At 68.3% G+C, this 12478-nt stretch carries 9 protein-coding genes; 4 read left to right on the top strand and 5 right to left on the bottom strand.

Annotated elements, in window-relative coordinates; translation table 11 throughout:
- Positions 1-33: 33 nt before the first annotated feature.
- Genes AC1DCZ_RS07275 through AC1DCZ_RS07265 form a run of 3 tightly spaced genes read left to right on the top strand, consistent with a single transcriptional unit; the run spans position 34 to position 4842 of the window.
- The gene (locus AC1DCZ_RS07275) at positions 34-1359 is read left to right on the top strand and encodes an MFS transporter (RefSeq protein WP_476973992.1); all 1326 of its coding nucleotides are present in this window, start codon (positions 34-36) and stop codon (positions 1357-1359) included.
- 31 nt (positions 1360-1390) lie between these two features.
- Positions 1391-3088, top strand: a complete 1698-nt coding sequence (locus AC1DCZ_RS07270) for a 5-oxoprolinase subunit B/C family protein (protein WP_476973991.1) — start codon at positions 1391-1393, stop codon at positions 3086-3088.
- Positions 3088-4842, top strand: a complete 1755-nt coding sequence (locus AC1DCZ_RS07265; protein WP_476973990.1) for an acetyl/propionyl/methylcrotonyl-CoA carboxylase subunit alpha — start codon at positions 3088-3090, stop codon at positions 4840-4842. Before AC1DCZ_RS07270 ends, AC1DCZ_RS07265 begins: the two co-directional genes overlap by 1 nt.
- Before the next feature lie 355 nt (positions 4843-5197).
- Here the strand turns inward: AC1DCZ_RS07265 and AC1DCZ_RS07260 are convergent, their stop codons facing one another.
- The 3 genes from AC1DCZ_RS07260 to AC1DCZ_RS07250 form a co-directional block, all read right to left on the bottom strand.
- Positions 5198-6013 (bottom strand): DUF1206 domain-containing protein, encoded by an 816-nt coding sequence (locus tag AC1DCZ_RS07260; protein WP_476973989.1) that lies wholly within the window; start codon positions 6011-6013, stop codon positions 5198-5200.
- 116 nt (positions 6014-6129) lie between these two features.
- Positions 6130-8544 carry an ATP-binding cassette domain-containing protein gene (locus AC1DCZ_RS07255; RefSeq protein WP_476973988.1) on the bottom strand — a complete coding sequence of 805 codons (2415 nt, stop codon included), beginning with the start codon at positions 8542-8544 and terminating at the stop codon, positions 6130-6132.
- 199 nt (positions 8545-8743) lie between these two features.
- A complete protein-coding gene (locus AC1DCZ_RS07250) occupies positions 8744-9877 on the bottom strand; it encodes an acyltransferase family protein (protein WP_476973987.1) in 1134 nt (377 codons plus the stop codon).
- An 813-nt stretch (positions 9878-10690) separates the two neighbouring features.
- Here AC1DCZ_RS07250 and AC1DCZ_RS07245 point away from each other — a divergent pair.
- Positions 10691-11020, top strand: coding sequence for an antibiotic biosynthesis monooxygenase (locus AC1DCZ_RS07245; RefSeq protein ID WP_476974127.1), 330 nt, complete (start codon positions 10691-10693; stop codon positions 11018-11020).
- A gap of 52 nt (positions 11021-11072) precedes the next feature.
- Here AC1DCZ_RS07245 and AC1DCZ_RS07240 read toward each other — a convergent pair whose 3' ends face one another.
- Together AC1DCZ_RS07240 and AC1DCZ_RS07235 are read right to left on the bottom strand one after the other, a co-directional pair.
- Positions 11073-11675: a DUF6919 domain-containing protein gene (locus tag AC1DCZ_RS07240; RefSeq protein WP_476973986.1), complete on the bottom strand. Its 603-nt coding sequence runs from the start codon at positions 11673-11675 to the stop codon at positions 11073-11075.
- Positions 11676-12239: an SRPBCC family protein gene (locus AC1DCZ_RS07235; protein WP_476973985.1), complete on the bottom strand. Its 564-nt coding sequence runs from the start codon at positions 12237-12239 to the stop codon at positions 11676-11678.
- Positions 12240-12478 lie beyond the last annotated feature (239 nt).

Below are 12478 nucleotides of genomic sequence, written 5' to 3'. Positions count from 1 at the left end.
ACAGGCAGCACCCCGCACACCTGGAGGAAAACCATGTCCGCACCGCACCAGGCCGCCCCACGGAAGCTGCCACCCGGCGCCCTGAAGGCCTACATCGCAAGCCTCACCGGCACCTCGCTGGAGTACTACGACTTCGCCATCTACTCCGTGGCCTCGGCCCTCGTGTTCCCCAAGATCTTCTTCCCGGGCAACAACGAATTCGTCGGCCTGCTGCTCTCCTTCTCGGCGTTCGCGGTGGGCTACCTCGCGCGCCCCATCGGCGGCGTGATCTTCGGCCGCCTGGGGGACAAGATCGGCCGCAAACACGTCCTGGTCGTCACGCTCGTGCTCATCGGCGCCGCCACCGTGCTGATCGGCGCGCTCCCGGACTACTCGGTCATCGGCGTCGCAGCACCGGCCATCCTGGTCCTGCTCAGGCTCGCCCAGGGGATCGGCGTCGGCGGCGAATGGGGCGGTGCCGTCCTGCTCTCCAGCGAATTCGGCACTGCCAGCAAGCGCGGGTTCTGGTCTTCCGCCGCCCAGATCGGGCCGCCGGCCGGCAACCTGATGGCCAACGGCGTCCTGGCACTCCTCGCCGCGACGCTCAGCAACGCGGAGTTCCTGTCCTGGGGCTGGCGTGTGGCTTTCCTCGCCTCCGCACTGCTGGTGATATTCGGTTTGCTGATCCGGCTGAAGCTGGAGGAAACCCCGGTCTTCAAGGCGATCCAGGCCCACGGCGAGCAACCGAAGGCTCCCATCAAGGAGGTCTTCACCAAGGAACCGCGGGCCCTCGTGGCCGCAGCCCTGTCCCGTGTCTGCCCCGACGTCCTCTACGCTCTCTTCACCGTCTTCGTGGCCGTCTACGCCACAAAGCAGCTGGGCATGACCACGGGCAACGTTCTCGGCGCCATCCTGATCGGCTCCGCGTTCCAGCTCGTCCTGATCCCCGCGGCCGGCGCCCTCACGGACCGTTTCAACCGCCGCTTCGTCTACGGCGCCGCCGCCGTCGGAACCGCAGTGTACATCCCGCTGTTCTTCCTCATGATCGAGGGCAAGTCCGTCCTGATGCTGACCATCGGCGTCGTGATCGGCCTGGCCTTCCACGCGTTCATGTATGGCCCGCAGGCCGCCTACATCACCGAGCAGTTCCCGGCCCGGTTGCGCTACGCGGGCAGCTCCCTGGCCTACACCCTGGCCGGGGTGATCGGCGGCGCCGTGGCACCACTGATCTTCACGGCCCTCTATGCCGCGACCGGCAGCTGGTTCCTGATCGCGGGCTACCTTGGGCTCTCCTCCCTCGTAACAGTGATCGGCCTGGCCCTCGGACGCAACCCCCAGACCCAGGAAGAAGAACGGCTCCTGCAGGAATCCCGCGCCTGAGCGGCGCGGATCCTGTTCCCCGGCACCGGCAATGATTGAGGCAGCAATGGAAATCCTGACAGTTCCGACGGGCGCACTGAAGAAGGTCCGCTCCGTGCGGCCGGTGGGGACGCGCGCGGTCCTCGCCGAGCTCTCGGGCACCCAGGACGTGCTCGCCCTGCAGGCACTGCTCCTTGAGAATCCGCTGCCGGGCCAGCAGGACATCCTGGCCGCCGCTGAGACCGTCCTGGTCAAGGCGGATTCGCCGGCGTCGGCCCGGCGCATCGCCGGCCTCCTGCTCGAGCTCGACCTCTCGGCTCCGGACCACCAGGCCGGCGGCCTGGTGGTCATCGACACCGTATACGACGGCGAGGACCTCGCCGAAGTGGGTGGGCTGACCGGCCTCGGGCCCGACGGCGTGATAGCCGCCCACTCCGCTCAGGTCTGGACCGTGGCCTTCGCGGGCTTCGCCCCCGGCTTCGGCTACATGCTGGGGGAGAACCAGGACCTCGAGGTGCCCCGCCGCAGCTCACCGCGGACCGCCGTCCCGGCGGGCTCGGTGGCGCTGGCCGGCAACTACACGGCCGTCTATCCGCGCCGTTCCCCCGGCGGCTGGCAGCTGATCGGCCGCACGGACGCAAGGATGTGGGACCTGGACCGGGAGCAGCCCGCGCTGGCGCCCCCCGGCCACCGCGTGCAGTTCCGCGCCGTCCGGGCTGCGGTGACCCTGACCGAACCCGCTGCGGCGGCCGAAAAGCCCCGGGACGTGGTGTCCGGACTCCGGATCGTGTCGCCCGGGCTGCACAGCCTCATCCAGGACCTTGGCCGGCACGGCCACTCGGCCCTGGGCGTCTCAGCGGCCGGGGCGTTGGACCGGGCCTCGCTGCGCCGGGCCAACCGGCTCGTGGGGAACGAGCCGTCGGCCGCCGCCATCGAGACCGTCGCCGGCGGCCTCAAAGTCCAGGCAGTCGGAGACCAGGTCCTGGCGGTTGCGGGGGCGCCGTCGGAGCTGACCGTCGTGTCGCCGCCGGACGCCGACTCCGGGGAACCCGGGCGCCGGCGCACCGTCCCGATGGCCACCCCGTTCGCCCTGCTCGACGGGGAAACCCTCACGCTCGGTGCACCGGAGGCCGGATTCCGCAGCTACGTTTCCCTCCGCGGCGGCGTGGACACCGTGCCGGTGCTCGGCAGCCGCTCCACGGACACCATGTCCGGTATCGGGCCCGCCGCGCTGACGGCCGGCCAGGTCTTCGCCTCCGGCGGAGACTCCACATCCGGCGTCGTCGGGCATCCTGAACTTCAGCCGGACTATCCCGGCACCGGCGTCACCGTGCTCGACGTCGTGCCCGGGCCGCGCGCGGACTGGTTCGACCAGGGCGCGCTGGATTCCTTCTGCACTCAGGAATGGGACGTGCTGCCGCAGTCCAACCGGGTGGGCATGCGCCTGCAGGGAAGCCCGCTGCAGCGCTCCCGCCAGGGCGAACTGCCCAGCGAGGGCACCGTTGCCGGGGCCATCCAGATCCCGCCGGAGGGCCTGCCCGTGCTGTTCCTGGCCGACCACCCGGTCACCGGCGGCTACCCGGTGATCGCCGTCGTGGTGGACCACCAGCTCGACACCGCAGCCCAGGTCCCGATCGGCGGGAAGATCCGCTTCCGGTGGGTCGGGGTGCCCGCCTCCGCCGAAAATGCTGCCGCTCCTGCGGCCACCGCCACCGAAGACGTCACCACCGAAGAAGAAGCGAGTAACTGATGCGCAAGGTCCTGATCGCCAACCGTGGAGAAATCGCGGTCCGGATTGCCCGGGCCTGCGACGACGCGCAGCTGGGCTCCGTCGCCGTGTACGCCGACATCGACGCCGATGCCCTGCACGTCTCCGCCGCCGACGAGGCCTACGCCCTGGGCGGCAACTCGCCCGCGGAGACGTACCTGAACATCCCGAAGCTCCTCGCGGCGGCGGCCACGTCCGGGGCCGACGCCGTGCACCCCGGCTACGGCTTCCTCTCCGAAAACGCCGACTTCGCCCAGGCGGTCCTGGACGCCGGCCTGACCTGGATCGGCCCGACGCCGGAGGCCATCCGCCTGCTCGGCAACAAGATCACCGCCCGCGACGCCGCCGTCCGGGCCGGCGCGCCGCTCGTCGCCGGCAGCGACGGTCCCGTGGACACGGCGGCCGAGGCCCGTGCCTTCGCCGAACAGCACGGCCTCCCGATCGCCATCAAGGCGGCCTTCGGCGGCGGCGGCCGCGGCATGAAGGTGGTCCGGGTCCTGGACGAGGTCGAGGAAGCCTTCGACTCGGCCGTCCGCGAGGCCATCGCCGCGTTCGGCCGCGGCGAGTGCTTCGTGGAGCGCTACCTGGACCGTCCGCGCCACGTCGAGGCGCAGGTCCTGGCGGACACGCACGGGAACGTCGTCGTCGTCGGAACCCGCGACTGCTCCCTGCAGCGCCGGCACCAGAAGCTCCTCGAGGAGGCTCCCGCACCGTTCCTCAGCGACGAGCAGACCACCCTGATTTACGATGCCGCCAAGGCCGTCTGCCGGGAGGCCGGCTACTCCGGCGCCGGCACGGTGGAGTTCCTCGTCGCGGCCGACGGCACCGTAGCGTTCCTGGAGGTCAACACGCGCCTGCAGGTGGAGCACCCCATCACCGAGGAAACCACTGGGATCGACCTCGTGCAGGAACAGTTCCGCATCGCCGCGGGGGAGCCGCTGCTCTTGACGGCGGATCCGGCGCCGCGCGGGCACGCGTTTGAATTCCGGCTCAACGCCGAGGACGTCGGACGCGGCTTCCTGCCCTCGCCAGGGACCATCGGCGAGTTCTCCGGCCCCACCGGCCCCGGGATCCGCCTCGACACCGGGGTCCGGGCCGGCTCGTTGGTCGCGCCGCAGTTCGATTCCCTGCTCGCGAAGCTGATCGTCACCGGCGCGGACCGCCAGCAGGCACTGCGCCGGGCCCGCCGGGCGCTGTCGGAGATGAGCATCACCGGCGTGGCGACCGTGCTGCCCTTCCACCGGGCCGTGCTCGAGTCCCCGGACTTCACCTCCGAGGCCGGCCTGGGTATCCACACGCGCTGGATTGAGACCGACTTCGCGGACCGGATCCCGGCCGATCCGGGCTTCAGCACTGCTGCGCCAGACGGCGAACGCCGGACCATCACCGTCGAGGTGGACGGCCGCCGGCTGGCGGTCGGCCTGCCCGCGGACCTGCTGGACGGCTGGGCGCGCTCGGGCGGACCGCTGCCGGCCGGAGTGTCCGAGGACAGGGCATCCGACGGCGGCGCTGCCGCGGCTGACCCGGGGGAGCTCCGCGCCGACATGGCCGGGACCGTGGTGAAGTGGCTCGTGGCGCCCGGCGCCGAGGTGGCGGCGGGGGACCCGGTCGTGGTCCTGGAAGCGATGAAGATGGAAACCCAGGTCTCCGCGCACCGCGGCGGGACCGTGACGGACGTCCGGGCTGAAGCCGGCGGCGTGGTGGCTGCCGGAGCCGTGCTCGCACTGATCGGGTAGCCCCCGGGGATTAGGTCGGCGTCGTCGGGGGAGCGGACGCCGAACTCCACCGGGAACCCCGTGCAGTGTCAAACGCCGGGCAGCGTCAGCTGACGTGCACGCCGCCGTCGACGTCGATGACCGTTCCGGTGACGAAGGGGTTGGTCATCAGAGGACGCCGGCGCCGCGGCTCCCCAAGCGCTGGCGGAGCAACTCCTGCTCATCCTGAACGGAACACTGGCGACGGCCGCCGTCCTGGGCGCGGACGGTCCGGCCAGGCAGGGCCAGGTCCGGGGCCGCCAGCTGGTCGAATCGGCCTGCCCGTAGGGAACCTGACCCCGTCACGGCCTGCGCAGTATCCGCTGCGCCGGGGATGTCACATGCGGGCGAGTCTTGCCTTCACGACCAGGAAGAGGCCGTAACAGATCAGGCCGGCCCCGACGGCAATGAGCAGATACACCCCGTACGGTTGCTCGCGGAGGGCCTTGAGCCCGCCGTCGAGGCCGGTGGACTCCTGCGGGCGGGCGCTGACGGTGGCAATGATGAACAGCAATCCCACCAGAAACAGCGCGATGCCCTCGGCGATGTAGCCGGTCATGCCCAGCCCTGTCACCACGGACCGGCCGGCGTCCGACGGCGGCAGCCGCAGATCCTCCTTGAACGATGCCTTAAACCCGCGGACGGCGAAGACGATTCCGACGACCGCGATCCCGGCCCCGATGGCGATCAGCAGTAACGGCCCCCCGGGTGCTTTCATGATCGAGACCGTGAGATCGCTCGTGGACTGCCCGCTGTTCTTGCTGTGCCCGCTCGCGAAGGCAGCAAACGTCACTGCCATGGCGGCGTACACCACGGCCTTGCCGCCTGCCGAAAACCGGCTCCCCAGCTTCTTCTTGGCGTCCAGCTGCCCGTAGCCGAACAAGGCGTTGCCGGTCAGCCACAGCGCCAGCGCGACACAGGCGGAGAACCCGGTCCACAGCAGCAGCGGCCCCCCGGGCTGGCCGGCGAGTTGGGCGACGGCACCGCCCTGGTCGGCCTGTCCCGCCTTGCCGAAGGCCAGCTGGATGGCGACGGAGCCAATCAGGATGTGCAACAGGCCGCTGACGGCGAAACCGGCCCTGGCTGCGGTCACAAGGGCCCGGGAATGCGATGCCTCTTCGACCGCATTCGCGGCGTCGTCCAGCTCCCTCATGATTTTCCGATCCTCGGCGCAGGCGGGCACGCTGTTGCGGTGGCGCTCAACACGCTTATTTTGTCACGGGATCCGGTCCTCAGACAGGCCCCGGGAACAGAAGCTGCTGCGCGATCTCACGGTGTCCGCGAGGGCGTCGGTCCGGTTCCGACGTAGGCCGCAAGGTGCTCGCCGGTGAGGGTGGAGCGGGCTGCGACGAGATCGGCGGGTGTGCCCTCGAAGACGATCCTGCCGCCGTCGTGGCCGGCACCGGGGCCGAGGTCGATGATCCAGTCCGCGTGCGCCATAACCGCCTGGTGGTGCTCGATGACGATGACCGACTTGCCGGCGTCGACGAGCCGGTCCAGCAGGCCGAGCAGGTTCTCCACGTCGGCGAGGTGCAGGCCCGTGGTCGGCTCGTCGAGGACATAGACATTGCCCTTCTCCGCCATCTGGGTGGCCAGCTTGAGCCGCTGCCGCTCGCCGCCGGAGAGGGTCGTGAGCGGCTGGCCGAGGGTGAGGTAGCCGAGGCCGACGTCGGCGAGGCGGTCCAGGATCTTGTGGGCGGCCTGGACTTTCGCGTCGCCGGCGCCGAAGAAGTCCTCAGCCTCCGCCACCGGCATCGCGAGCACTTCGGCGATGTTTCGGCCGCCGAGCGTGTACTCCAGCACTGACGCCTGGAACCTCTTCCCCTCGCATTCCTCGCAGATGGATTCGACGGTGGCCATGACGCCCAGATCGGTGTAGATGACACCGGCGCCGTTGCACGTGGGGCAGGCGCCCTCGGAATTGGAGCTGAAGAGCGCCGGCTTCACGCCGTTGGCCTTCGCAAACGCCTTGCGGATGGGCTCCAATAGCCCGGTGTACGTCGCAGGGTTGCTCCGCCGCGAACCACGGATCGCACCCTGGTCGACCACCACCACGCCCTCGCGGCCGTCGATCGAGCCGTGGATCAAGGAGCTCTTGCCGGAGCCGGCAACGCCCGTAACCACGCAGAGCACCCCCAGCGGGAGGTCGACGTCCACGTCTTTGAGGTTGTGTGTCGACGCGGCGCGGATCTCCAGGGCGCCGGAAGACGAACGGACCGCCTCCTTGAGCGCCGCCCGGTCCTCGAGATGGCGGCCGGTGATCGTGCCGCTCCCTTTCAGGCCCTCCACGGTGCCCTCGAAGCAGACTGTCCCGCCTCCCGTGCCGGCGCCGGGGCCGAGGTCGACCACGTGGTCGGCGATTGAGATCATCTCCGGCTTATGTTCCACGACGAGCACCGTGTTGCCCTTGTCCCGCAGCTGGAGCAACAGCTCGTTCATGCGCTCGATGTCGTGGGGATGCAGGCCGATCGACGGCTCGTCAAAGACGTAGGTGACGTCGGTCAGGGAGGAGCCCAGATGGCGGATCATCTTGGTGCGCTGCGCCTCGCCCCCGGAGAGGGTGCCGGCCGGCCGGTCGAGTGAGAGGTAGCCCAACCCGATCCCCGCGAAGGAGTCGAGGATGTGCTGCAGTCCCGAGAGCAGCGGGGCCACCGACGGCTCATTGAGGTCCCGGACCCACTCGGCCAGGTCGCTGATCTGCATCACGCATAGCTCGGCGATGTTCTTGCCCCGGATCTTCGAGGATCTGGCCTCCGGGCTGAGCCGCGTGCCGTCGCACTCCGGGCAGTTTTGAAAGGTGATAGCGCGCTCCACGAACGCCCGGATGTGAGGCTGCATCGCGTCGACATCTTTGGAGAGCATCGACTTCTGGATCTTCGGGATCAGTCCCTCATATGTCAGGTTGATGCCTTCGACCTTGATCTTGGTCGGTTCCTTGTAGAGCAGGTCGTGCATTTCCTTCTTGGTGAACTTCGCGATGGGCTTGTCCATGTCGAAGCCGGCGCCGCTGAAGATACGGCCGTACCAGCCGTCCATGCTGTAGCCGGGGATTGTGAGCGCGCCCTCACGGAGTGACTTGGCGTCGTCGTACAGTGCCGTCAGATCGAAGTCGGAGACCGAACCCATGCCCTCGCAACGCGGACACATGCCGCCCAGGTAGACGACGTCGCGCACCACGTTCCTGTCGACCCTGCCGCCCTTCTCGGTGCTCATCACGCCGCTCGCCTTGCGTGTGGGGACGTTGAAGGAGAACGCAGTGGGCGGACCGATGTGCGGCTGCCCGAGTCGGCTGAAGAGGATGCGGAGCATGGCGTTGGCGTCGGTGGCGGTGCCGACGGTGGAGCGGGGGTTGGCGCCCATCCGCTCCTGGTCGACGATGATCGCCGTCGTCAGGCCTTCGAGCAGGTCGACGTCCGGCCGCGCCAGCGTCGGCATGAAGCCCTGTACGAAAGCGCTGTACGTCTCGTTGATCATGCGCTGCGACTCCGCCGCGATCGTGTCGAACACCAGCGAGCTCTTGCCGGAGCCGGAGACGCCGGTGAACACCGTCAGCCGGCGCTTCGGGATTTCGAGGCTGACGTCCTTGAGGTTGTTCTCGCGGGCACCCTGCACGCGGATCAGATCGTGGGTGTCGGCAACATGCAGCGCAGGCGACCCTGTGCCGGTACTTGTGGCGATGCTCATCGTGTCTCCATCTGTTACGAGGGGGCGCTTTCGCGGTCCTCGCGGTCCCAGCCCGGGTCTATCTTGTCGGCTTCGGTCGGTACGTCCGGTTCGGCGTCGATCTCCCGCCGTTGTGCGGGAGGAAGCTCGTGCGAAGCGTGATGTCCATGTCAGCCATGCTAGCTGCGGCCCGGCGACCCGTGCGTCGCGCTGGGGGTGTCTAGCTGGTCCGAAGAGTGCCCGGATAGGACCTGTCGAAGCGGCTGCGCGCGATGCGTCCCAGTCGTTCGACGGTGTGCCAGCTGATGACGGCTACCAGCAGGGTCAGCAGGATGGCCGACACGGCGACCAGCGGCGGTAGATCGGCGGTCGACCCGCCATTGATCCAGAGAATGACGACATAGTTCCACAGGTACGCGGCGTAGGAGACTGTGCCCAGCAGCTGCAGGGCGCGCGTCCACTTCGGCATGGCGCGCGTGCGGGAGGCTGCCAGTACCACCAGGACAGCCGCGCCCGCCATGGCCAGCGGGCCGCCGATAAAGAAGAAGGCCGGGGTTTCGTTGGCCTTGGGAAAGAAGATCAGCGCGGCCAGGACAAGGCTCGAACCGAGCAGGGCCGCAAGCCTGCGCCGGCGGCCGGCGAACCACCTGAACACATGGACCCGGTAGAGGCGCAGTGCCGAACCGACGACCAGCCCGAGACCCCACGTCGTCGGCAGCGCGTAGACCAGGGAGTGCAGCTGCGGAGCCAGGATGAGCATCGCCAGCACGCTGACCGTCATGAGGGCAGCGACGACGGCGGCTGACCAGCCAATCAGCCGTCCCCGGCGGTTGCTCCGCAGGGCGAAGACCAGCAGCGCCGGCCAGATCAGATAGAACTGTTCTTCGACCGCCAGCGTCCAGAGCGGACCGATCGCCAGGCTGACGTCGAAAGGCAGCGGGATGTCTTTGAGGTAGCCGAAGCCGGCGAGGACGGTATAGCCGATGATCCCTTTGGATCGATCCCCGAGGACGTCGGCCGTCAATTCAACGATGGCGTACACGCCAAGGAATAACACGAGCGCCGGCAGCAGGCGGAAGGCCCGATGCGCATAAAATCGGCCGTAGCGAATCTTGCGGTGTCCTTTGACATCCTTCAGCAACACGCCTGTGATGAGGTAACCGCTCAGCACAAAGAAGACGATGACACCGACGATGCCGGCACCTTGAAATATCCCGGGCCAGGAATGCCCCAACAGAACGGCACCGACGGCAGCGCCACGGAGAACGTCCAGGCCGTCAAGCCTTGGCCGCACTGTAGTTTGCGGGGCGGCCTTCGCGGCCGTTTCGGCCGTTTCGCCGACTAGCAATGCCACATAACCTCCCGAGGATCAGTCTGGCCGGTTTCAACGTCAGCTGAATCAGGGCAGGAACCGACCGCTGCCTCTGACGCGAATGTGATGGAGGCGCGAGCCAGCGCCTTCTCCCAGTATCCCTGATTTGGCTGGACGAAACCTGACCCCGGCCGGAATGGCCGTCCGGCCGGGGTCGGAAACCGCTCCGGACTAGACTCGACTCCAATGGGCCGGGGGACGCCCGGCACCGGATGGAACCCGCGGCAACGCCGTCGATAAGGAGGTCCTGGTCTTGCACCCCGCCGCACGGCCTCCGGATGCCTCGTTTGCAGCCGGCAGCCCTCGTTTGCGGCCAGGAGGCGTCCGTCCGGGGGCACTTTGGTGTCAGTTTTCGACGTCGGCGGCTTAGTTGTCGGCGTGTCCGTGTCGAAGTGCTCCCGAACCGCGGCCAGCCCGTCCTGCCGCAGGCGGGGACGGCGCCGAAGCCCTGGCCGGGCACCACGGCTACGAGCCGTTCCGGATGAAGGATCCCTTCCCTGTCTACGCCGAACTCCGGGCCGAGCAGCCGGTCATGTTCGACGAGCGGATCGGACTCTGCGTCGTCTCCCGTTATGACGACATCAGGGCTGTCGTCGAGGACTGGGAGACCTTCTCCGGGCGAAGTGGAAAAGCGTGCAGGGGAACTCTCGTTCACCAACACCCGCGAGAACGGCTCGCCGGTCTCCGAATCCGCCGGGGCGGCCGCCAATGCCTGTGTGGCCCCGGCGGGCAGTTGGACCCTACCGCGGACCGGGGCGCGAGCCGATAATCGGGCGTATCAATCCCGTGCAGAAGATGGAGGCGATCGACGTGTCGGTTTATACGCTGGGAATTTGGTTGGTGCATCCCGGACGCGAAAACGATTTCGTGCAAGCCTGGCGTGATCTGGCCAGAAAGACCCAAGAGGATTTCCCCAATGCCAAAGCCGTGCTGATGCACGACCGCGACGTCCGCAACCGGTTCATCAGTACCGGCCCGTGGGAGTCGCTCGAGCAGATCGAGCAGTGGCGGGCCTCGGCGATGTACGAGCAAATGTTCCAGCCCCTTAGGGAACTGCTGGAACATTTCGAGGCGCGAACCCTGGACGAGGCGGCCAGCATCGGCTGGGATGCCACCGATATGTAAAAACACCGGGACAGATAGCCGCCGGCCGCGCTGCGACGCCCTTCCCGACGGGCTATTGGGCCTGCAGCGCCTCAAGAACGGCGGGCAGCAGGGCATCCTTCCGGCCCCAGACGGGATCAAAGACTTCCACGTACCAGGCATCCGCCAGGACGAGGGCCAAAGTCTCATTGGACTCGGCCGCCCAGTCCCGGAGCTGGTCACTCCCCAGCGGGCCTTCGCTGCTTCCCAGCACGGTTGCGACGGCGTCGTCCTTCACAGTCACCGGGATAGAGGCGCTGCTCGCCTCCCCGGGTGCATGGGCGACCGTCACGAGGCCGGTCCGGGTGGACAACGCCAGGAGCGCCGACGCCGTCTCGGGGCTGCAGAAAGCCGTCACGTAGGCGCGTTGCGCGAGGCCCCCCGCCTGAAGGCCCGGCTGCGATTCCTTGGTGAAGAGCCCGTTGCGGTTGAGCCGGGCGAGCTCTCCGGAGATCGCCGCGGTCTCGTCGTCGAACTCTGGCGAGAAGACCCCCGGCTGGTACTCGCTCTTGCCTTCCAGCCAACGGGCGGTCAGCTCGCCGGCCGCCGGGATGGTCGTGGCCTGGCGCCAGACGTCGCGGTCCGCGAGGAGCCGGCCGAAGCTGTCCCGTTCCGTCGTGAACCTGTCCCCTGACATTCAGGCCTCCTTGGCCGCGGAGTGAGCGGCGGAGTGAGCCGCGGATCGGGCCGAGGAAGGTTTCGGGGACTGCCCCTGCGGGGTGTGGTGCTGCAGGAGGAGGGAAAGCCGTTCGCAGGTGGCCCGGAGTGCCTCCAGTTCCCGCCGGCTGTAGTCCTCGATGATCTGATTAATCCGCTCCGCGAAGCGCTCGTCGTCGACCTCAAACATGTGGTTCAGCGTGGCCACTGAGAGCCCGTCCGACGACCGGATCTCCCAGTCGCCGCCGAGCTGCAGGAGCGGTGGTTCCAGATGCAGCTGCTGGAACTCGCCGCGGTGGGTGGCGGCATCAAAGACGCGCCAGCTGTGGCTTGAACTGAGTGAGCCGTTGGAAACCACCGAGGTACGGAGTTCGTGCGTGGCATCGTCGCCGCTGACCCGCTCCGAGTAGACCGTCAGACCGTCAAGGTACGGCCAGTGCGAGGCTTCGCGCAGCATGCTGAACACCAGGTCCGTCGGGGCATTGATACTGGTCCGGTGCGAGGTCTGGTGCGCATTGCGCGGCGTGCTCACTGACAAGTTCACCCCTCCTGTGATCGTGATGATGTTCTGCAGGTCTTCTATGCAGGCTAGGCCAGTTGAGGACCGCCGTGAACAATTCCGTCCTGCCGCGTCACGGAGGGCAATCTGCGGTAACACTGAGTCGCCGCAGGCCCCGGCGGCGGACGCCGTAGGACCGGGGCAGGCCCGAAGACGCGCCTGCCACCCGCAAGGAAGCCTGTCGAAAGATGTCCGGCGGCGATTTCCTGTGCCTGCGGTGCGGG

It is taken from the genome of Arthrobacter sp. 10N418 (assembly GCF_056394725.1).
Note: the sequence above shows the minus strand (reverse complement) of the source record. Positions and strands in the feature narration are given on the sequence as shown.